The 20,857-nt window shown below is 50.2% G+C and carries 18 protein-coding genes and 1 pseudogene; 9 read left to right on the top strand and 10 right to left on the bottom strand.

Annotated features, from left to right (window positions below; translation table 11 throughout):
* Window positions 1-191: 191 nt before the first annotated feature.
* A complete protein-coding gene (locus AC0QH1_RS22550; RefSeq protein ID WP_324633600.1) occupies window positions 192-314 on the bottom strand; it encodes a hypothetical protein in 123 nt (40 codons plus the stop codon).
* A 483-nt stretch (window positions 315-797) separates the two neighbouring features.
* Here AC0QH1_RS22550 and AC0QH1_RS22545 point away from each other — a divergent pair, with 483 nt between their 5' ends.
* Entirely contained in the window at window positions 798-1,802 is a 1,005-nt protein-coding gene (locus AC0QH1_RS22545) for a glycosyltransferase family 2 protein (protein WP_324633599.1), read from the top strand.
* 332 nt (window positions 1,803-2,134) lie between these two features.
* Here AC0QH1_RS22545 and AC0QH1_RS22540 read toward each other — a convergent pair whose 3' ends face one another.
* The 3 genes and pseudogenes from AC0QH1_RS22540 to tnpA form a co-directional block, all read right to left on the bottom strand.
* Window positions 2,135-2,782, bottom strand: a complete 648-nt coding sequence (locus tag AC0QH1_RS22540) for a Maf family protein (RefSeq protein ID WP_324633608.1) — start codon at window positions 2,780-2,782, stop codon at window positions 2,135-2,137.
* Window positions 2,783-3,049: 267 nt separating this feature from the next.
* Window positions 3,050-3,592: a photosystem II reaction center PsbP gene (gene psbP / locus AC0QH1_RS22535; protein ID WP_324633598.1), complete on the bottom strand. Its 543-nt coding sequence runs from the start codon at window positions 3,590-3,592 to the stop codon at window positions 3,050-3,052.
* Window positions 3,593-4,571: 979 nt separating this feature from the next.
* Window positions 4,572-4,836: pseudogene (tnpA, locus tag AC0QH1_RS22530) on the bottom strand (IS200/IS605 family transposase); the annotation flags it as partial.
* Between the two features lie 51 nt (window positions 4,837-4,887).
* Here tnpA and AC0QH1_RS22525 point away from each other — a divergent pair.
* On the top strand, window positions 4,888-5,289 hold the full coding sequence (locus AC0QH1_RS22525) for a transposase (protein WP_324633597.1): 402 nt from the start codon (window positions 4,888-4,890) through the stop codon (window positions 5,287-5,289).
* Entirely contained in the window at window positions 5,261-5,605 is a 345-nt protein-coding gene (locus tag AC0QH1_RS22520) for a zinc ribbon domain-containing protein (RefSeq protein ID WP_324633596.1), read from the top strand. The genes AC0QH1_RS22525 and AC0QH1_RS22520 overlap by 29 nt, the downstream gene beginning before the upstream one ends.
* Window positions 5,606-5,761: 156 nt before the next feature.
* On the opposite strand, the gene secG is transcribed toward AC0QH1_RS22520, so the two are convergent.
* Entirely contained in the window at window positions 5,762-5,992 is a 231-nt protein-coding gene (gene secG, locus AC0QH1_RS22515) for a preprotein translocase subunit SecG (RefSeq protein ID WP_324633594.1), read from the bottom strand.
* A gap of 131 nt (window positions 5,993-6,123) precedes the next feature.
* Window positions 6,124-7,722, bottom strand: a complete 1,599-nt coding sequence (gene gpmI, locus AC0QH1_RS22510; protein ID WP_324633593.1) for a 2,3-bisphosphoglycerate-independent phosphoglycerate mutase — start codon at window positions 7,720-7,722, stop codon at window positions 6,124-6,126.
* A 367-nt stretch (window positions 7,723-8,089) separates the two neighbouring features.
* Between gpmI and psb27 the strand changes: the two genes are divergently transcribed.
* Together psb27 and AC0QH1_RS22500 are read left to right on the top strand one after the other, a co-directional pair.
* On the top strand, window positions 8,090-8,485 hold the full coding sequence (gene psb27, locus AC0QH1_RS22505; protein WP_324633607.1) for a photosystem II protein Psb27: 396 nt from the start codon (window positions 8,090-8,092) through the stop codon (window positions 8,483-8,485).
* Window positions 8,486-8,985: 500 nt separating this feature from the next.
* Window positions 8,986-10,494, top strand: a complete 1,509-nt coding sequence (locus AC0QH1_RS22500; RefSeq protein WP_324633592.1) for a family 10 glycosylhydrolase — start codon at window positions 8,986-8,988, stop codon at window positions 10,492-10,494.
* Between the two features lie 403 nt (window positions 10,495-10,897).
* Here the strand turns inward: AC0QH1_RS22500 and AC0QH1_RS22495 are convergent, their stop codons facing one another.
* Window positions 10,898-11,584 carry a slr1658 family protein gene (locus AC0QH1_RS22495; RefSeq protein ID WP_324633590.1) on the bottom strand — a complete coding sequence of 229 codons (687 nt, stop codon included), beginning with the start codon at window positions 11,582-11,584 and terminating at the stop codon, window positions 10,898-10,900.
* A gap of 458 nt (window positions 11,585-12,042) precedes the next feature.
* Between AC0QH1_RS22495 and AC0QH1_RS22490 the strand changes: the two genes are divergently transcribed.
* The gene (locus AC0QH1_RS22490; RefSeq protein ID WP_324633589.1) at window positions 12,043-12,816 is read left to right on the top strand and encodes a hypothetical protein; all 774 of its coding nucleotides are present in this window, start codon (window positions 12,043-12,045) and stop codon (window positions 12,814-12,816) included.
* Between the two features lie 47 nt (window positions 12,817-12,863).
* Entirely contained in the window at window positions 12,864-13,076 is a 213-nt protein-coding gene (locus tag AC0QH1_RS22485) for a hypothetical protein (protein WP_324633588.1), read from the top strand.
* A 30-nt stretch (window positions 13,077-13,106) separates the two neighbouring features.
* Here AC0QH1_RS22485 and cbiD read toward each other — a convergent pair whose 3' ends face one another.
* The 3 genes from cbiD to adhE all read right to left on the bottom strand — a co-directional run bounded on the left by cbiD (window position 13,107) and on the right by adhE (window position 18,921).
* Window positions 13,107-14,207, bottom strand: coding sequence for a cobalt-precorrin-5B (C(1))-methyltransferase CbiD (gene cbiD, locus AC0QH1_RS22480; RefSeq protein ID WP_324633586.1), 1,101 nt, complete (start codon window positions 14,205-14,207; stop codon window positions 13,107-13,109).
* A gap of 291 nt (window positions 14,208-14,498) precedes the next feature.
* Window positions 14,499-15,374: a tetratricopeptide repeat protein gene (locus AC0QH1_RS22475; protein WP_324633585.1), complete on the bottom strand. Its 876-nt coding sequence runs from the start codon at window positions 15,372-15,374 to the stop codon at window positions 14,499-14,501.
* Between the two features lie 841 nt (window positions 15,375-16,215).
* On the bottom strand, window positions 16,216-18,921 hold the full coding sequence (adhE, locus tag AC0QH1_RS22470; RefSeq protein ID WP_324633584.1) for a bifunctional acetaldehyde-CoA/alcohol dehydrogenase: 2,706 nt from the start codon (window positions 18,919-18,921) through the stop codon (window positions 16,216-16,218).
* A gap of 377 nt (window positions 18,922-19,298) precedes the next feature.
* On the opposite strand from adhE, the gene AC0QH1_RS22465 reads away from it, so the two are divergent.
* Both AC0QH1_RS22465 and AC0QH1_RS22460 read left to right on the top strand, forming a co-directional pair.
* Window positions 19,299-19,568, top strand: coding sequence for a hypothetical protein (locus AC0QH1_RS22465; RefSeq protein ID WP_324633583.1), 270 nt, complete (start codon window positions 19,299-19,301; stop codon window positions 19,566-19,568).
* Between the two features lie 55 nt (window positions 19,569-19,623).
* A complete protein-coding gene (locus tag AC0QH1_RS22460) occupies window positions 19,624-20,214 on the top strand; it encodes a hypothetical protein (RefSeq protein ID WP_324633582.1) in 591 nt (196 codons plus the stop codon).
* Window positions 20,215-20,857: the final 643 nt, after the last annotated feature.

Below are 20,857 nucleotides of genomic sequence, written 5' to 3'. Positions count from 1 at the left end.
GGCGGACTTGGTATCATTTTTCCTCCTCCGTACCCTCCAGCGCCTCTTTCGGTAGAGAAGTTGGATGGGGATTCGTTTATGTCAACGGGAAGATGCGCTGATTATTCAGTCGTGGTAGATTAGTAGCATAAGAGATAGGGGAAAAGGTAGGTCAGGAACCCCATCCCTAAAGGGAGGGGCTTGGTAAGACTTTATTTTCCCAAATGAAGCAATCGGGAAGCGGGAATGGGAAGCAAAAAATAGCGATCGCCTCCGATGTCACTCCTCCTTTGGGCTAATTTTGGGTGGCGATCGCTGCCGACGAGTTCTCGCACTGCCGTTTTCTTAAGAATTGTAAAGGATTGCCAATTTGGCAACCTCGCGCTTTACAATTGTGATTACATAATAATAGTGAAACGTTATATCCCGGACTCCTTGACAATCGGTCAGTAGGCGAGCCAATTTTGATTGATACTCATAATATTATCGGATTAATTGGCTTGGTTATATCCTAAACCCAAGCCATGTTTACCATTGGAATTACTGGATAAACCGAGGAAAGGTAAATTGAACCTTACAATCCTGCGGTGGCCTCGTTTGTGAATGACGTTCGACCATTATAGCATAGCCCAGTAATGGGTAGCCAGCCACTCGCATAAATACCCAGTAACCATGAGAACGCGAGTGGATATCGGGGGGGGGTTATGCTTTACATTTCCCTCGATAGAACTGGGTAATTTACATCGCCTTTAACCAGGTTTAAGGGGTAGGGAATAACGTTAAATTGGTTTGTGCTTAACGAAGAGGAAAATTTTATTATGCCATTAGTTTCTGTAGTTGTTCCAGCTTATAATGTTTCCGATACAATTTTAGAAACCATTCGTTCGATTCAAAAGCAAACATTTAGGGATTTTGAATTGATTGTGATTAACGATGGTTCTACGGACAATACCTTAGAGGTACTCGATACCATTGACGAACCGAGGATGAAAGTGTTCTCGTATGAAAATGGCGGATTGCCAGAAGCGCGCAATCGCGGCATCGATCGCGCTCAGGGGGAATTTATTACCTTTATCGATGCGGATGATTTGTGGACGCCGGATAAACTAGAATTGCAAGTGGCAGCCTTGCAAAAGCATCCAGAAGCGGGACTGGCGTATAGCTGGACGAGCTTTATGGATAGCGACGGAAAAAACTTTAGTCCGGATTATCCGGTAGAGTTTGAAGGAGAGATTTATCCTCAGCTGTTGGTGGGTAACTTCATTACCTCTGGCTCAAACGTCATGCTTCGCAAAACCGCGATTGAATCTGTGGGTAAATTCGACCGCAATTTAAAATCGATTGAAGATTGGGAATATTGGCTGAGGGTAGCGGCAAAATGGCCTTTTGCGTTGGTGAAAAAGTACCAAATTCTCTACCGTCAGTCCGCCACTTCAATGGCATCCAAGGTAGATGTGATGGAAAAATTCAGCTTGCTGGTTATCGATCGCGCCTTTAATGATGCGCCAGAAGAGCTGCAACACCTGAAACCGGAAAGTTTGGCGAATACCTATCAGTATCTTGCCCGTTTGTGCATTAATCATACGCCGGATGATGATAAAATTAAGCTAGCCGGAGAAAAATTGCAACAGGCGATTCGCTTAAATCCGAAAATTTTATTTCAGAGAAAAGTGCAGCGGGTTTTGAGTAAGTGGATGTTGCTGCGATGCACGTCCCGGCGCTTCTCTAATTATGTGGTGACTCGCCTTGGCACGATGCAGAAAAACAACGACCCGCGTGGGAGAAATCAGCGGAACAAAGGGTATGCAATGGTCGAGTGGTAAATTATATCCGGTTCGCAGGAAGAGTAGCAAAAAGAGCGATATTTCAAGGGGCAGATCTGACCCAGAGGATACCGCATCCGAGTCAGCATCAGGGTGAATTGACAGGGGGATTGGGAGAGGCGATCGCCCCTCCCAATCCCAGATCCCCCGAACCAGCGATCGCTCATCCGTTCAGTGCCAAAATTGCCAGGAGCAAGAGAGGGGATTTCGGGAGGTCATCCTTATGGAAGGCAAACCCAGTGGCAATAACGCGCAGGCACTCCCGCAAGGTCGCGTTTCGTTTCAAGCTGACCGTGAAATCTTCAGAAGCAGGAGGGATGTTGCCCCGAGCATCACTGCGGATCCGAGGCCCAAAAGTCAGTGACATCGTAGCCGAGTTCCCCCAGCATTTGCCGCAGCAGGGGGAGACTGAGGCCAATCACATTGGTGTGACACCCTTCTAATTTTTCCACAAATAGGCCGCCTCGGCCATCAATGGCAAAGCAACCGGCGCAACGCAGGGGTTCCCCGGTGGCCACGTAGGCTTCAATTTGCCGATCGCTGATATTGGCGAAATAAACCCGGGTCATTTGGCAGCGGATGGCGGCGCGATCGCGGGCCACGTCGAGTAAAGCATGGCCGGTATAAAGTTCGCCCACCGAACCGCGCATTTTCTGCCAGCGGGCGATCGCTTCTGAGGGATTGGCCGGTTTGCCGTGAATTTCCCCCTCTAGGGCCAACACCGAATCGCATCCGAGTACCACCACCGGTGACGAAGACGCCGCATCTATCTCTGGCGATCGATCCGGTTGTCGAAACTTGGCCACCACGGTTTCTGCTTTTCGCTGCGCCAGGGTATTCACCAGCGCTACCGCATCGGTTAACTGCACTTGAGATTCATCAAAGTCACTGCGACAAACAATCGGTTCGATGCCGGCGCTTTGCAACAAACGCAGGCGGGCGGGGGAAGTTGAGCCTAATACAAATGCAGGTGTACCCATAGTCATCCCTGATTCTGTTTACTTGGCGAAGGTTTCTGTATTTTTCCGCAGATGGGTAACACAGTGTGGTTTTTCATTACCTCACTGTGCGCCTCACCAGTCATCCCTGGGGATGACTGATGAGTAGATGATGTTCGAGAAGTCCGAGGGCGTCGGTTCAGTAGCGGTTTGAAACCGGCTGTCTTCGCAAACCATTGACCTGCTTCGCAACAACTGCGGCCAAAAACCCGGTTTCAAGTTTGCTTTCTCTAAAACGACACCGATCCTCTAATAGACTGAGAAACTATCCACCACGGTTTTAAACTGTCCTTGCAGCTTTCCCCAGCGCTCTTCGCGAGTCGAGAGGTTTAAGGTAAAGAGTTTGCCCCGACTGACCGCCACGCTGGCTAAATTATGCCGCGCTTGGTTGGGGAGTTTCACTGCATATTCTAGTTCGTAGTAAGTTTTCGAGCCTTTTTCTCGCGCTTCGGCGTTGACTAATTCCGCTTCGCGCCCGGAATCGGGAGGGGCGATCGCGTTTTTGGAAAGTTTGTAGCCGACTTCTGTGGGGGTGCCCAGGTCGCTGAGGGTTTTGCCCTCCGGAACCGGATTCACCACTACGCTTACATTTTCGGTGGTTTCGATTAAGTCGTGGTACACCACCTCCGGACCGTCTTCTACCTTCACGGGCACCCAGCCATTGGGATAGAGGAATTCATATCCTTGGTAGCTATCCACATGGCTTTTCAGTCCGCTGGTGGCTGACACAGCACAACTGGTCAGCATCAATGTCGCGACTAACACCACTAGGGTGGCAATTCGTTTGAGCATCTGTCCGTTCTCCTTCCTACATAACTTGGATGAGTGCCAGGGTCTTTTCTGGCCATCTCAATCTCTAGGCGCTCTCTTATTCTCACATTCCGGGAGCCTTTTATGTCGTTAATTGCAGTGATTTTTTCCGGGATCCCGCGCTTCCCTGAGTCTGGCCGGAAGGGTTTCGGGTCTTTTATCCGTTAGATGAATTTTTTAAAAACTTGACGGTTTGAAGCGAAAAAAAATGCACCCTGTTTTAGCTTTCAATTTCCTTTTTGGGTTGTTAATTATTATAGCGCAGGTTCAATTTTTTGCAATTATTATTTAGGCGGATTAAAATGGGCAGGGAGAGGGGCAAGATTTCTCGTTGCTACCCAGGGTAGGCAAAAGATTCTTTTCGATTCCCACCCCAAAACTGCCAACGGTTTGCCAATCCGGGGGTGAAATTGCCCCCAACCGCCAAGGAGGGCGATCGCCCATTCTGCCTGCATGGGATCCATCGCAACCCCCAACCCCTCGATCCCTTCCCGGCTCGAGTTTGCGAAAAACCAGCCCCCTCTGCGGCGGTGGGTAAGCCCAAAATCGGTTTCGAGAAAGGGGCAATAAACTCCCTCCGGTGCCACTACCATCGGGCAGGGTTGCCTCACAAAAAAAAGCGGCTTGCTATATGTTATATATATAGTAGGGTGGGCATTGCCCACCGCCAGTTCTTGCCACCACCAGACTTGTAGAGTTGGCATTGCCCCCAATGTGATATACTAATGGCAACCCAAAAATTTCCCCAGGTTTTCCAGGATTTTACTAAAAAAAATAATGACAAATTAACCCGTTTCCGAAAAGCGATCGCTTTCGCATTGGGGGGCGAACCGTGGTGCTTCCCTAGGCGGGGGAGAGAGTGAAAACCTCGCGTAGGGCAAACCCTACACGGAGAAAAGACGAGAGCTTGGTAGCCCCGTAACTTTAGTTCGGGGCGGAAAAGCGAACGGCGGTTGAAACCGCCGTGATGAGGGTCGTTAATGTATTCCCAAATCTTAGCGGTACTCACCTTCCCCGTAGTGTCATAAAAATAACTGTGAGTCCATACGCTTGGTAGTTTGCACAACTCAGGAAATTCTAGTCTCAACAGTCTCGATGACCTGCCTTTTAAAGCTTTAACTATTTTGTGAATGGCTACATCGGACCCATGCTCTACCAATCAATACATGAACATAGTCCGGGGCTATTTCTAACCCTTTAATTAGCCAACCTTTTTCTGTGGCAACTTCTGATAAAATAGCTGCCAATATTATTTTTACACCGAGTTTGTCTATGAAATGAAAACTCAGTCAGTTAAGTTAGACGCTGGTCAAGCGCTTTCTATTGACCAGGGTTTGAATAACTGGTTAACTTGTGTAGATACCAAAGGTAAAAGTTTTATTATTGATGGGAAAAATCTCAAGTCTAAAAATCAGTGGTACAACAAGCAAATTGCTGCAATCAAAGAAAATAAACCCCAAGGCTTTTGGTCTAAAAGGTTAGCTCTTATCACCGAAAAACGTAATCGCCAAATGCGGGATGCTGTTAATAAAGCAGCAGGATTAATCATAAACCATTGCCTTAAACATGGAATTGGCACAGTGGTTTTTGGGTGGAATAAAGGTCAAAAACAATCCATTGAATTAGGGGCTAAAAATAATCAAAAGTCTGTTGTTACAAATTCCTACGGCTCGTATTAAAAACAGAATTGAACAACTCTGCAATTTATATGGGTTGCAATTTGTAGAAACTGAAGAATTTTATACCTCGAAAGCGTCGTTTTTAGATAATGACTTTCTCCCAATCTACGGTGAAAAACCCGAAAACGGGGAACCCTCTGGAAAACGTATTAAACGAGGTTTGTATCAATCTGCTGCTGGCTATTTAATGAATGCTGATTGTAACGGTGCAGCAAATATTTTGAGAAAAGTATCTGGAAGGCTCAAGCTTAACTTGAGTCAACTAAGTAGAGGCGCTTTGACTACGCCTTTAAGAGTTCATTTCTGGACTGCTTAATAAAGAATCCCCGTGTCTTTAGACCGGGGAGAAGTCAAGAGAGAGTTGTTGCGAAGCAAGTTAAAAACCCGATTTCGAGATGAAATCGGGGTTAGAAATTTGACCAAAGAGCGTCAATGTGGTTTGAAGTCAAAACAGACCTGCCGCTCGAGAAATTTATCCCACCCATCCCGCGCTTAAAATCACCGTCAAACCCATAAACAGAATTGTCAGGATCCAGGTAATGCGGTTGAGGGAGGTTTCTGCACTTTTGGCACTGGTAAAGAGCTGAGCTTGACCGCCAATGCCAGCAATTCCATCTCCTTTAGGGCTATGGAGCAAGACCAAAACAATCAAGCTGAGGGCAGATATCAGCCAAGCAATTTCGAGGATATCGATAAGCTTCATTGTGAAAAACCTGAGTGAATTGTTTGCGAATCAGAGGAAAGGTGCAAAAGTCAAGTGTCCTCAGTCATTTGTCAAAAACGAGAGACAAACGACATTGGACAACAGGAAAGAGATTTTACAGCAAATTGCTGCTAGAGAGGAATTCGCACCGGTTCGGGAAGCTTTTCCACATTCAAGCCGGCGGAAACGATCATAGAGCGACCAGTCATTTCAGACGGTTGGGGAATTTGCAAAATATCGAGGATAGTCGGAGCGATATCTGCCAAGCAACCATCCGATCGCAGAGTCACTTCCGTACCATGCCCGGGGATTTTTGCCCCTTCACCTTCTACCAGAATAAAAGGCACGGGATTAGTGGTATGGGCGGTCCAGGGGTTGCCTTGTTCGTCGCGCAGGTACTCGGCGTTGCCGTGATCGGCGATAATAATAGCGGTGCCGCCGACTTGAGAAATCGATTGCAACAATCGACCCAGACAGCGATCGACCGTTTCGATCGCGGTTACGCAGGCGTCAATTTTACCCGTATGGCCGACCATATCGGGATTGGCGTAATTGATAACCACCATAGAGTACAGGCGTTTTTCAAAAGCAGCGATCGCCACATCCGTAACTTCTTCTGCGGACATTTCCGGTGCTTTGTCATAAGTGGCCACCATAGGAGAGGGGATCAACTCGCGGTCTTCTCCTTCAAATGGTTCCTCTAAGCCACCATTAAAGAAATAGGTCACGTGAGCGTACTTTTCCGTTTCGGCGGTGCGAAACTGACGCAGACCCCGTTGGGCGATGACCTCGCCGAGGATATTATTCAGGTTTTGCGGTTCAAACGCCACCAATACCGGCAATTCCGGGTCATACTGAGTAAAAGTAGCCCAGGAGAGCGGTTCGATGCGATCGCGAGGGAAGCTGTCAAACTGCGGACTGACGAAAGCGTGAGTTAGCTGTCTGGCGCGATCGGGACGGAAATTAAAGAAAATCGCCCCATCGTCGGCTTCGATCGCTCCCGGTCCCACCCGAATCGGGAGAATAAACTCATCCGTGATGTCTTGGGCATAGGAATCCTGGAGAATCTGCGTGGCACTGCGACCATCTCCTTCGCCATTTTGCGTCATCACGTCATATGCTTTTTGTACGCGATCCCAGCGGCGATCGCGGTCCATCGCGTAGTACCGACCGCTAATCGTGACAATTTGTCCCACACCGATCTCGCGAGTTGCCGCTTCGATTTTGCCGATGGCTTCGACGCCTTCAGTGGGTGAAGTATCCCGACCGTCGGTAATTGCGTGAATGCAAACCTCTGAAATGCCTTGTGCTTTTCCCAGTTTGAGCAATCCAATTAAATGGCTCAAATGCGAATGGACGCCACCTTCAGAGCAAAGACCCATCAAATGGAGTTTGCCGCCATTGGCTTTCACCTCCTGGCAGACCTTTACCAGAGCGGGGTTTTCCAACAAAGAACCATCTTCTACGGCATCAGTAATCCGCAATAGTTCTTGTTTGACGATTCGTCCCGCGCCGATATTCATGTGGCCGACTTCAGAATTGCCCATTTGACCTTCCGGGAGTCCCACGGCTTTACCGGAGGTGCGGATGGTCGTGTGGGGATAGGCGGCCCAAAGGCTGTCCATCACGGGAGTTTTGGCAGCGGCAATGGCATTTCCGTCGGTTGATTCACGATAGCCCCAACCGTCTAAAATGACTAGCACCACTGGAGACACAGGTGCTTGTGCCATACTCATTCACCATAAACGCTTGTGATTTCTTTGCAATAATAACATCCCCCTCCAAATCCTCCAATGATTTATTTGAATTCCACCTGATAGAGGTAGGATAGAGAGATGTTTTAGTTTTTCGATCGTACTCCAAGAATCGCGGGATGGAGGGGGGATATCTGGGGTTCGGTCGTGGCAGAGGCGGGGACTTTCCCCGGGGGGTGAGTGGAAGCGAAAGGCGGATGAGTGCTGGCATCTGTGCCGGATGGCGGGGTACAGACCCCTCGATCGCCTCCGAAAAATATTTTTTGGCGATCGCGCGCCGGGATCGAATCCAAGATAGGATAAACGGTAATTTTGATGTCAGGATTTGGTTCATATGATCTCGATAAAGCGCTTTTTATCTCGTTTGTTCGCGTTAGTTTTGGTACTGGCGATCGCCTTAGTGGGCTGTTCTGGTGCCGGAAGCCTCAGCGGCAACTATTCCCAGGACACCCTGGCGCTGGTCAATAGCTTGCGAACGGCGATTGAATTGCCAGAAGATGCACCCACCAAGGCAGAAGCCCAGGCAGATGCGCGTCAGAAGATTAACGAATTTTTTGCCCGCTATCGGCGCGATTCTTCCGTGTCTAAGCTGCCGTCATTTACCACCATGCAAACCGCGTTGAACAATCTCGCCGGACATTACAATTCTTATCCGAACCGTCCGATCCCCGAAAAGTTAAAAAATCGGCTAGAACAGGAATTCCGGCAGGTAGAATCGGCGCTGAAGCGAGGGGCCTAGGCGCGCTGCCTGCATGAGGAGCTTTTTTCCGGCGATCGCCCCTGGGTGGGGTGCGATTGCCCCGGGTGTCTCTGAGGGCAGGTATTTCTCCGGAGGAGATTTTTTGGCGCGATCGCGCGGCTTCCCCATTTGGGGAATATTAAACTCAAGATGTATTTTCTTCAAGCTGGGATGCAAGGGCAATGAAACTGGCACCCTGTAGGGATGTCGTCACGCTCGCTCGCCATTCCAGACCATTGGAGTGCTTGTGCATCGGGCGGAAAATCGGCGATTCAATTAGAGATGATTTGCGGTTTTCTGTGGCTTGGTCTGTTCTCTCCCGGGCGATCGCCGAGACCCCCTGTCAGTTTCACCCTCAGCAGATTCCGAAGGTTGAGTGCCCGCCATTCCATCGGAAAACCAGGCCCAGGGATGAAGAGTGTGTCGTTTACTCAAATGGCGTTTTGTACTCGAACCGCATGTCTATCGGTCCGATCGATTGTTTTCAACTTCAAAGAGCAATGACCCTTCACTGGCAGCATTTATCTCGCGCTTTACTGGCTAGCGCTTTCACCGCGATCGCCAGTTTCCCCCTGTGGAGCCTACCCGCTGGCGCTCAGGTCCAGGGATCCTGTTTGGCTTCTCCCGGGGAAATCGCAGAAAAAGAATCCTTGCGCCAAGCCGCTTTATCCGGCGACTCCCAGGCACAAGACCGCTATCAGGCTTTTCTGGAACGGGAAGCAACTCGCTTACAGGAGTGCCGCAGCAGCACTTGGCCGCAAAATCAAGCTCTCTGGTTGCGCCTATATCCCTGCGACGCCCAACCGGGCGCGTTGGAGGCCCTGATGGATAAAATTGTGAATAAGGGCTACAACCAAGTGTATGTGGAAGTGTTTTACGATGGCCGAGTGCTGCTTCCCCAAGCTGAGAATCCCACGGCGTGGCCTTCGGTACTTCGCATCCCGGGGTATGAAACCGTGGACTTGTTGGCGGAGGCGATCGCTAAAGGTCGCGATCGGGGTCTAGAGGTCTATGCATGGCTATTTACCATGAATTTTGGCTATACCTACGCCCAATTACCCGACCGACAAGCGGCTTTGGCGCGCAATGGTGAGGGGGAAACCACCCTGACGGTGAATCAAGATGCCGGCTTGCACGATGTGGGGGCGAGTCACGCCAATCACGTGTTTGTAGACCCCTACAGCCCGATCGCTCGCCGGGATTACGCCACGATGGTGGATGAACTCCTCAAGCGCCAACCGGATGGCATGTTGTTTGACTACGTGCGTTACCTGCGCGGGGTCGGTACGGCGTCGGTGGTTACTAAACCGTTCGATTTGTGGATCTACAGCGAAGCGTCTCAGCAAACCCTCTTCCAACGCGGTCTCAACGAAAAGGGTCGCGATTTGATCCGCCGCTATGTCACCCAAGGATACATTACCGCTGAGGATATTGAAGCGGTGGATAATCTCTATCCGGACGAAGCACAGGCGCTCTGGCAAGGTCGCACCGTGTCTTCTTCTAAGAGTTTGGGCACTCCCTCGGAACGCCTTCCGGAAATGCAGTGGCAATTGTGGTATCTGAGCGTGGCTCACGCGGTGCAGGGAATTATCGATTTTCTGACTTTGGCTTACGATCGCGTCCAGGAGCAAAATATTCCCGGCGGCGCGGTGTTTTTCCCCGGGGGCAATCGTCCCGTGGGTGAGGGGGGCTTCGATTCTCGACTGCAACCCTGGGATCGCTTCCCAAGCTCAATGCAGTGGCATCCAATGGCTTATGCTAATTGTGGTAAAACCGCCTGCATTATGGAGCAAATCGAACGGGTTTTGCAGATGGCTCCAGAAGGGACTCAGGTGATTCCGGCTTTGGCTGGAGATTGGAATCAAGAGGTGACCAATCGTCCGTCTTTGGAAGACCAAATGTATGCCCTGCGTCGCTATTCTTCTCGGATTAATTCGGTGAGCCATTTTGCCTATTCTTGGCAAGAACCGGATTCCGATCGCGAACGCAAATTCTGTGAATTAAATTAGTGCGTGGCAACAGCTAACCTTTTCTCTGGCACTTTCTTAGCCCGGTTTTTCCCAAAACCGGGTTTTCGATTTCCCTAAATGGCTGCATGATATATTTTTCTCCATTGCCAATCGGTGGCGCTCCTCCATCCGGTTGTTGAGGTTGTCTCTGTTACATAATGCATAGCAAGACTGACGCACTTAACTCACGGATAGGGTAGGCAACCCGTTGTCCACCCTACTTTCTCGGTTGGTGCCCCCCAGTCCCCTGAAAGACGCGATAAATCCACATCTCTACAAAAGCGGGGTTCGGACGCATCTCTAACCAAGTATGAAAAGCAGTATATAGGCGATGGCCTCTATACTCCCTCTAGGGAGCAAAAGTCAGTCCACTTGTGAGATTTTAGGGGGTAATCCGGGAAATTCACCAGACAGTATGTTGGTCTCGCAATACAGACAATTGTACCATTGTGGTCAGGGCGATCGCTTCTGTGGGTTCGGTAATGGTTTCCAATTTCCAACCGAGTTTCGTATTATAATCGTTAAGAATCGTCAAGTAGCCTAACCCCGAATCGCTACTGTCTTCTAAGGCATTTTTCTCCAACTGCTGGAAATACAATTCTGCCGGATCTGACTTCTGCAAATTCTCGATAAACGCCTCTAATGTTGCTCGTTGTTGGCGGGTGATGCCGTGATGGGTGATAATCGCAATGGTTTCGGGGTATAAATAAACTTGAACGGTAATCGGATAGGGAGAGGACTCATCACTAAATTTCATCGCATTTTCTAATAACTCATTCACGATGTAGCTAATTGATGAGCGAATCTCCTCGGGTTTTTCAATCCGCAAATCTTCTTCATCGCCCCCGGGAAAGAACGTCATTACGTAGTCGGCGAGAAAATCTGCGGAAAGCCCATTGGTACGCCATCGCTGCTTCAGGGGCAGGGAACTGGGGGAACAGGCGAGAATTAAGTATTCCGTGCAGGGGGGCATTTCTTCGACAAAATCAGCAAATATTTGACTCATATTGCGAGGACTCTGGGGGGACAAATGGCGAGCGAGGTCGGGATGTCCGATAACCAGCGCTCGAACATTGGGCAGATTAATCATTCATTCTAACTCCTCTACGAACAACAAAGCGGGTAATTTGGAGAAACACCCTTGCGATCGCACTACAGGGGCAACGCACCATCGGTAAACAACTGTCACAATCCTTTCCCGTCTCAGATTCACCCTGGATACGCCCATGTGCGCCCCCCGTTTGATTGTCATATCGCATCATACATTTTTTGGGGTGGGGAATGCAATACAAGACCCAAGCGCCACCAGCCGATGAAGCCTTCGGCGCTCCAGATAGGGGAAACATCGCACAAAAGGGGCTTACCTTCAACGAAGGGGCTGATCCCCCGCCAACACCACCCTCTGGGCGGGCGGTCAAAATCCGGCTGCGATTCGACACCGGATTGAGTTCATTTGCGCGCTCTTCTATGCCACAAGTATTCCCCCCATATTCCCTATCAACACGCAAGATAAAATACCATTTTAATCCACCCTCACTATAACTTTCCATGAAACATTTTGCCCACCAGCCCTTTCACAAACAATATTTCACAGAGCTACTCCATAAATATGGAACCATCAACATTCGGCAAGAACTCATCCCCGACCCCAGACCTCTTCAGGTTTTCTTTTCCCCGAATGGCCCCTCCCCCATGCCTCTCAATTCTTTAGGAACCTTGGGAAAAATGGCCGCAAAATCTACAATTTTTGCAGTCTTTCTCCATTCCATATCCGATGGAGAAGTTCGCCAGTGCATTGTTACCGCTTTTGAATTTTATGCTGAATTCAACCGACAAGCCAACCGCAGCCATACCCGAGTCCCTGAGTCCGAATTCCCTCACTTGTGGATTCTGACGCCCACCGCTTCAGCCGCCCTCTTAAGGCGATTTGGAGCCACAGAAAACCGAGAAAATTGGAGCGCCGGGATTTATTTCCTTCCCTCAGGATTTAAAACCGCGATCGCCGCGATTCACCAACTCCCGCGCACCCAGGAAACCCTTTGGCTGAGACTTCTCGGACAAAGCAAAGTCCAAGGACAAGCCTTGAAAGACTTGACTCAATTACCCAACGACCATCCCTTTCGATTGCCTGCCTTAAAATTATTGTACAATTATGTCCAATGTTTTTCCCAAACTCCCGACTCTTTTACCCCCGAAGAGCGAGAAATTATCATGGAATTGTCTCCTTTAGATTTACAACGGTTAGAAGAGGCAATGCAACGGGAAATCCACCCAGACATAGGCGATGAACCGCAACTAGAACCGCGCTTGAGAGAGGAATAAATCGTGGTGGCGCACCGTCGGGTTATTGGTCATTGGTCATTTGTCCTTTGGTGGAGGACATAGGGTGCGTCAACCCCGCCACCCGATCGCGCATATCCACCAATGGCGGGGGTGACGCACCGCTTCTCATCAAACCCCATAAAAAGCGGGGGATTGAAATCGCCGAGGCAAAGGCAATGTCTGCCTACGCGGACTTAATTTACAAAGCCTTGGGGGCAAACAATGGCTTATATGTAAGGCAGAATATTGAGTATAAGTGATAACAACATACAATTCAAAGCCCGGGGGATTTAGCTGGGATGCGGGGGAGGGGTTTTCATCCGCTCTTGCAACTGTTTGGCGGTGGCATTTTGGGCGATAATTTTGCCTCGGCGATCGAATAAAACGGTGCCAATTTCTAAGGTACGATCGCCATATTTCCGCAGGTATTGCTGGGCATTTTCACTAATTTTTTCCGCTAACTGGGCAAATACGGGGTCGGCGAATCCGCGTTTGACCAATTCGTGATAAGCGCGATCGGCACTGGGGGCATTTAACACCGCTTGCAGGGTGGGAATATCGGCTCCTACACTCACCGCCGCCGCACTGAGAATTTCTAATTTAGCATCGGCAATATGGCTGGAGGTGTTGAAAATTCCGCCGGCTAATTTAATCAGTTTCCCTTGATATCCCACTAATAACACTGATTTTGCGCCGCGCAATCCCGCTTCTACTAGCAGCGCCCCAATCCAATTTCCGGTTTGCACGATCGCAGTTTCGGGAAGCTGTAGCCGATTGGCGACTTGCAATCCGTTGTTGCCCAAACAAAACACCAAATCGGCGGAGTGTTGCACGGTTTCTTGCAATTGGTGGCGAAATTCTTCTAAATGATCTGCTGCGGAAAGCGGTTGAGAAATGCCGCTGGTTCCTAACAATGCCAATCCTTCTAAAATCCCAAAGGCTTCGTTGGAGGTGCGTTTGGCTAATTGTCGCCCTTGGGGTAAAATAATCCGCGCGATCGCCGTTTTATCTTCCGGAATCAGGGGCAATAAATTGGCGTCAAATAACTGGCGGGCAAATTTATAAATCGCCGCTTTTCCAGTGCTGCTTTTCCCCAATCCTTCGCCGCCTTCTAACACTAACGGCTGTTTTTCTCGCGGGGCTAGTTTCACCCAAGCCCAAATCGGGGTATCGCGCGTTAAATCCAGATTGTCCCCGGGGTCGCTGAGGGTAATGCCCAAGGCAGAATTGCTCTCCAATCGGGCCAGTTGGTGAATCGGAATTTCGGCAGTTTCGGAGATTAAATCAACGGCGATCGCATTTAGATTGTCGCTTTTTTCTATTACATGAATTAATGCTGCTTTAGCCGCTGCGACGGCAAAAACGGGTAAGGTGTAACCGGTGCGAGCCATAAAAAAAACAATAATAAAAAGTCAATGAGAAACCCGAGATAAATAGGGGAAAAATTCTTTTGTTCGGGAAAAGCGTAGCCTCCTGTACCTCGTTTCCAGCTCATGCTGGAAACGAGGTACAAACGAGGTGAAAAATGAAGTAATTAGCTCGCGTTGGAGCAGCTTGGTTCGCATTTTTAGCCCGACTCTTTTAGGGTGCGGGGCTTGTATTTAGAAAATTAGCCATAGAAAATTCTGGGAAGATGGCGGGATTTTGCGGAAAATCCCGGATTTCTGTGCGTCTGCGATCGATTAAACGGGTTTTGAGGAAATGTCGAGGTCGGGTTTTAGCTCAAAGGCTTGATTGTAATTGGCTTCGGCGCTGCGGGAACAGCCGAGACATTCTAAAGCCAAAGCGCGATAGTACCAAGCTTCGGCGTTGCTGGCGTCAAGGGCTAAGGCTTTGTCCAGACTAACGATCGCCTCTTCATTGCGGTTTAGCTCTTGCAAGACGATACCGCGATTGTACCATCCCCAGTGATAGTTGGGGGAAGCTTCCACGGCGCGATCGTAGCTGAAGATTGCTTCATCATAGCGCTGCATCAGGAACAATGTGTTGCCACGATTGTTCCACACTTCGTAAAAATCCGGTTGCACGGCGATCGCTTTGTCGTAACAGGCGAGAGTTTTGTCAGTCAGGCCCAAATTTTTGAATGCCAGACCCCGATGATACCAGGCGCGGGAGTAGTCGGGGTTGAATTCCAGCGCTCTGTCGTAACTGGCGATCGCGCCTTCGTAGTCCCCCAAATTCACCAGTGCTATCCCGCGATTGTTCCAGGTGCGGTAGCGATCCGGATGCAGTCGCAGGGCTTTGTCATAGCTGGCGACAGCCTCTTCGTGGCAACCGATGTCGTCCAGAGCATTGCCACGATTGTTCAACGCTTGGTAAAATCCGGGATTCCATTCGAGGGCTTCGTCGTAGCTGGCGATCGCCATATTGTAGTGCCCCAGATTGTACAGAGCATTTCCGCGACAGTACCAGATTTCGTCTTCGTCGGGTTTTAAGCGAGAGGCGCGATCGTAACTGGCGATCGCATCTGCATAATTTCCTGCCGCACTCAGTTGCAGTCCCTTGCGAAACAAGAACTCAACCTCTAGCTGGCTAGCACAGTTTGTGAACTTTGGCATCTTTCTTTTGGCAGACTTTTTGAAGATGATGTTGAGTAGGATAACATAAATCGAGCCTTTCCGTACAATTTACCCATTCAACCGATGGCGATCGCTATCCTGCCCGTTAAATTTTTCTCCGCCTTATTACCACAAAAAATCTCATTTGTCAAGTCTAGCGACCCAAAAAATTGCAGCGATCGCATCGATCCAGGGCAATCGACCCTCCCACTTGTCCGGTTAATTCCTCAGTTCACCCCACCCCCACCGTGGCGATTTCCAACTCAGAGATATTATATCGTTTTTCCGTCAGAATGATGCAGGTAAACCTTAATTACAAAGCAGTGTCACCCACTGACAAGCAGTATTGTAGCAATGCCCACCACAGAGTGGGTGCGGAGAGAGCCGAAAGTATTGTAGGGTGGGCAATGCCCACCCTACAGTTAGTATTGTAGTGCCGAGTATTGTAGGGTAGGCAATGCCTACCACACAGTTAGTGCCGAGTATTGTAGGGTAGGCAATGCCCATCACACAGTTGATGCCGAGTATTGTAGGGTAGGCAATGCCCACCACACAGTATTGTAGGGTGGGCAATGCCCACCACACAGTATTGTAGGGTAGGCAATGCCCACCACAGAGTGGGTGCGGAGCGAGCCAAAAGTGCGGTAGGTTCCACCCGAGAGCATCCTAGGAGAGACTTGTCCTATAAGTCTGGCGGTAGGCGGTACATAGCCCATAGCGCCTCTCCTTCCCCAGAAGCGATCGCAATCCATACCGGAGGCGCACCAAAAAAAGCCCGCGCGGGCGGGCTATGGTGTGCGGACGCCTCACCCCGAGTGGCGGGGGAGGCTAGGGATACAAATTACGAGGGTTGCGACTCGGCGATGACCGGTTGAACCTCATCGGTGACGGTATCGTAACCGTTGCCGGCGAGAACCTCTTCTTGAGACTCTTGATGATACAATGCCGAATCGATGCGGCAACCGCGAAAAGCCAAAACGTAGAGTTCCTTGAGGTCGCGAATCAAGGGATAGCGGGGGTTTGCCCCGGTGCATTGGTCGTCGAACGCTTGTTCCGCCATTTCTTCCACTTGTTCGTAGAAGGCTTTATCCTCATCGGAGAGCACTTCTTTCAGGCTCATGGGAACTTCTAACTCGCGCTTCAGATTGTCGATCGCCTCTACCAGGTTCTCGACCTTCTCATCTTCGGTTTCGCCGCCGAGGTGGAGATAATCGGCGATGCGAGCGTAGCGCCACTTGGCATTCGGATACTTATACTGCGGGAAAATCGCTTGCTTAAATGGCGTATCCGTGGCATTGTAGCGGATGACGTGAGAAATCATCAGGGCATTGGCCAAGCCGTGGGGCACGTGGAAGGTAGAGCCGAGTTTGTGTGCCAGAGAGTGGCAGACGCCCAAGAAGGCGTTGGCAAAGGCCATCCCGGCCATTGTGGCGGCGTAATGGACTTTTTCCCGGGCTTTCGGGTCGTTCGCGCCGTTCTTATACGCCGAGGGCAGATATTTGAACAGCAGGCGAATGGCTTCTAAGGCCAAGCCGTTGGTATATTCGGACGCACAGACGGAGACGTAAGCTTCCAGGGCGTGAGTCAGGGCATCCAAACCGCCGTAAGCGGTGAGTTTCTTGGGCATATTGAGGACCAACTCGGGGTCCACGATCGCCATATTGGGGGTGAGGGCGTAGTCAGCCAAGGGGTACTTAATGCCGGTGCGATCGTCGGTGACCACGGCGAAGGGGGTCACTTCCGAACCGGTGCCGGAGGTGGTGGGAATGGCCACCATCATGGCTTTTTCGCCCAATGGGGGCAATTCGTAAACCCGTTTGCGGATGTCCATGAAGCGGGTGGCGAAGCCTTCAAAATCGATTTCGGGATGTTCGTACATCAGCCACATGACTTTCGCCGCATCCATTGGAGACCCGCCTCCCACGGCGATAATCACGTCGGGTTGGAAGCTGTTCATCTGCGCCAGTCCTTTATTGACCGTGGTCAGGGAGGGGTCTGGCTCTACATCGAAGAAAATATCGTATTTGACCTCGATTTCGTCGAGGACTTCTTCCAGAGTGCTGGTGACGCCTAACTCGTATAGGGGTTTGTCGGTGACGATAAAGGCCCGTTGTTTGCCGGCTAACTCGCGCATGGCGATCGGCAAGGATCCGTATTTGAAGTAAACTTTCGGCGGGATCCGGAACCAGAGCATGTTCTCGCGCCGTTCCGAGATGGTTTTGACGTTGAGCAAGTGCTGCGGACCGACGTTTTCGCTGATCGAGTTGCCTCCCCAGGTGCCGCAACCCAAGGTGAGGGAGGGGTCTAAGCGGAAGTTGTACAGGTCGCCGATCGCACCTTGGGAGGAGGGGGTGTTAATCAACACGCGCCCCGCTTCCATCCGGGCTTCAAATTGGTGGATGTGTTCGCTATTGTGGGGAGCGGTATAAAGGACGGCGGTATGTCCGCGCCCGCCAAATTCAATCAGGCGATCGGCTTTGTCTACCGCTTCGGAGAAGTCTTTGGCGCGGTACATGGCCAAAATCGGAGAGAGTTTTTCGTAGGACAATGGCTCTTCTTGTCCGATCGCATCCACTTCGCCAATCAGAACCCGGGTGCTTTCGGGAATTTCAATTCCCGCCAATTGTGCCAGTTTTTGTACGGACTGACCCACGATTTCGGCATTTAAACGTCCGTTGATGATGACTTTGCTGGCCAGTTTTTCCCGTTCTTCCGGCGAGAGGATGTAAGCTCCGCGATCGAGAAATTCTTGTCGCACGCGATCGTACACCTCATCGACCACTATCACCGATTGCTCGGAGGCGCAGATCATCCCGTTGTCGAAGGTCTTGCTCAGGATAATCGAGGAGACGGCCATTTTCAGATGTGCCGTTTGGTCGATGACTGCTGGGGTGTTCCCCGCACCCACACCGAGAGAGGGATGTCCGGAAGAATACGCCGCTTTCACCATTCCCGGTCCGCCGGTGGCTAGGATTAGTTTGATGTCTTTGTGCTGCATCAATTGTTGCGACAAGGGCACGCTGGGTTCGTCGATCCAGCCGATAATCCCTTCCGGTGCGCCGGCTTCCACTGCAGCTTCGAGTACCACGCGGGCGGCTTCTTTGGTGCATTCTTTCGCCCGGGGATGGGGGGAAAAGATAATCCCGTTGCGGGTTTTTAGCGCCAACAGGGCTTTGAAAACTGCCGTGGAGGTGGGGTTGGTGGTGGGGACGATCCCGGCAAGAATTCCCACCGGTTCGGCTACTTTCTGGAAGCCAAAGGATTTGTCTTCTTCGATGATGCCGCAGGTTTTTTCGCTTTTGTATTTGTTGTAGATGATTTCGGAGGCAAAGTGGTTTTTAATCACTTTGTCTTCTACGATCCCCATCCCGGTTTCGCTTACCGCTATCTTGGCTAGGGGTATTCTGGCGGCGTTGGCGGCGAGTGCGGCTTTCTTGAAAATTTGGTCTACTTGTTCTTGGCTGTAGTTCGCATATTCTTCTTGCGCCGCTTTCACTCGTCCGATGAGTTGTTCGAGTTCTTCTGGATTCGTGACTTTGAGGTTCATGTTTTTTCCTATGTTTTGACTACCACATGATAGAGGGGTTAGAGCGTCTCTAACCGATTTTTCCAGTAGGCTCTCAGATGACTGGTGCAGTCGGTGTCTGTTGCCAATGGCTTGAGATTTGTATGCCAGTACACAATCGAGTAAAAGCGATTGCTGCTGTTTCTGCAACCCGGTCTCGGTCATTCATCTATCATAAGGAACAGATGAGTGGCCTCGACGGCGATAAACCCCCTGAAAATCTCTTTTCTTGGATTGCTATTTTCTATAATACAAAATATTCGCCGATTTTGCCTGGAGCTGGGATTTTTTTTTGGCGTCTTTTGCCTCCAGTGTGTTCTATTCTACCTAAGTGAAACCGGGTGCAACAGGGGGTTAAGATGAAGAATTTCCGAAAGATTTTGTCGCGATCGCCGTATTCCCGCACCGTCAGCCTGACTCTGGGCCAAAAGTTAAAATTTGTATTAAATTTTTCCCCGATCGCGATCGCTGCTGCAGAATGTCTCGAGGCGATCGCTTCCCCCCGCACCGGTTCTGTCCCCCGGGAGGGGATAGGGCTTCTCCTCCACCGGGGGTCCTCGGGAAAGGGCACCCCTCGCCTCCCCCCACCACCACAATGGCGCGATCGCTCTGGCCAAATTCTCCCCTGACGCTTTACAATTATTCTCGGTGGCCGATATTGTAGCGTTGGAGAATCTGTAACCCTTGAGTTCTACCAATCCCCTCGACCTCGCCCTAGATGTGGCAGAGATTTTTGAAGAACTGGTGATTCCCTATGTCGCCAGTAGCGAATTAGCTAGCTCCATTTGGCGCGAATACCTGAAAACTGCTAAAATAGAATTTATCGCCGATTTACGCCTAGAAAAACTTCCGGAATTTGTGCATCGAGTTACCCCGAAATTTCAGGTGAATCAGGCCGCCGCCCGCAATGCGATCGCTTCTCAGTCTGATTTTACTTTATTCCATCCCGCAACAGGCAGTAAAATCCAAATTTTACTCCTCAAAGATGACCGCTTTTCTCAATCTATGTTTAGCCGACATATTCATAAGGCGGTTGCCATTAATCCTCAGCGATCGCTGCGGTTTCCCGCCCTAGAAGATGTGGTGCTAGCTAAACTTAAACGGTATCGCGCTACCCAGGAGCAAGAGCGGCAACTATGGGACGATATCTTGTGGATAATTAAGGTAAAAAATGACGAGTTAGACTTTGGTTACTTGCGCGATTGGGCGAGCTATCTCCATATCAGAAACTCCCTCGATCGCGCTTTGGCAGAAGTGGGCTTCGACAGGGAATAAATCCGCGATCGCTTCTCCTCAGACCCGACTATTTAAAGTGAGTTAAGAGAAAGCATAAGCGATCGCCAAGAGAAACCCCCACCCATCTCCAATATTTGGCGGCCTTCCACGATCGTTAGCCAGCAGTCTCACCCCTCTCAATGCGAGAAGCAACGATTGGCGCTCCTGTATTGCAAGGCAACGGTTCCCTACGCCCAGGGGAGAAAGACTCAAACCCACCCTACAGAAATAAACCCCGTAGGGTGCCCTACCCCCGCCGCCAATTCCCACTGGGACAATCCAATCCAATATCAGGGGTAACGCACCACCCCAATCAAATAAACAATTTCCGCTCTTCTAGATAAAAACAATTGATAACAAACTAATTCCCCCATCCCTACAAAAATGATACTGTATAACACAATTCAACCCTAACTCAATCCCCCACGATCGATCGCGATCGCCTATTCAAAGAACTGCTATCCACCTTCTTTCCAGAGTTCCTGCAACTGTTTTACCCCCACCTCTGGAACGCCATCGAACCCCAGAGCGTAGTGACAAGTGTAAGCGCAAGTCTTAGTCGGGGCGAGATTGAGGAGGAAGCTTTCTGCCTACCTGTAATGGGTATGGATAAGCTGACGGACTCAGGCCAACCAAACTGTAA

The organism is Phormidium sp. CCY1219, assembly GCF_055795085.1.
Note: the sequence above shows the minus strand (reverse complement) of the source record. Positions and strands in the feature narration are given on the sequence as shown.

What these genes read in the sequence shown, in the direction of transcription:
- AC0QH1_RS22545 (WP_324633599.1), top strand. Translation starts at nt 798, where the DNA reads ATGCCATTAGTTTCTGTAGTTGTTCCAGCTTATAATGTTTCCGATACA.
- AC0QH1_RS22540 (WP_324633608.1), bottom strand. Translation starts at nt 2,782, where the DNA reads ATGGGTACACCTGCATTTGTATTAGGCTCAACTTCCCCCGCCCGCCTG.
- psbP (WP_324633598.1), bottom strand. Translation starts at nt 3,592, where the DNA reads ATGCTCAAACGAATTGCCACCCTAGTGGTGTTAGTCGCGACATTGATG.
- AC0QH1_RS22525 (WP_324633597.1), top strand. Translation starts at nt 4,888, where the DNA reads ATGAAAACTCAGTCAGTTAAGTTAGACGCTGGTCAAGCGCTTTCTATT.
- secG (WP_324633594.1), bottom strand. Translation starts at nt 5,992, where the DNA reads ATGAAGCTTATCGATATCCTCGAAATTGCTTGGCTGATATCTGCCCTC.
- gpmI (WP_324633593.1), bottom strand. Translation starts at nt 7,722, where the DNA reads ATGGCACAAGCACCTGTGTCTCCAGTGGTGCTAGTCATTTTAGACGGT.
- AC0QH1_RS22500 (WP_324633592.1), top strand. Translation starts at nt 8,986, where the DNA reads ATGACCCTTCACTGGCAGCATTTATCTCGCGCTTTACTGGCTAGCGCT.
- AC0QH1_RS22495 (WP_324633590.1), bottom strand. Translation starts at nt 11,584, where the DNA reads ATGATTAATCTGCCCAATGTTCGAGCGCTGGTTATCGGACATCCCGAC.
- AC0QH1_RS22490 (WP_324633589.1), top strand. Translation starts at nt 12,043, where the DNA reads ATGAAACATTTTGCCCACCAGCCCTTTCACAAACAATATTTCACAGAG.
- cbiD (WP_324633586.1), bottom strand. Translation starts at nt 14,207, where the DNA reads ATGGCTCGCACCGGTTACACCTTACCCGTTTTTGCCGTCGCAGCGGCT.
- AC0QH1_RS22475 (WP_324633585.1), bottom strand. Translation starts at nt 15,374, where the DNA reads ATGCCAAAGTTCACAAACTGTGCTAGCCAGCTAGAGGTTGAGTTCTTG.
- adhE (WP_324633584.1), bottom strand. Translation starts at nt 18,921, where the DNA reads ATGAACCTCAAAGTCACGAATCCAGAAGAACTCGAACAACTCATCGGA.
- AC0QH1_RS22465 (WP_324633583.1), top strand. Translation starts at nt 19,299, where the DNA reads ATGAAGAATTTCCGAAAGATTTTGTCGCGATCGCCGTATTCCCGCACC.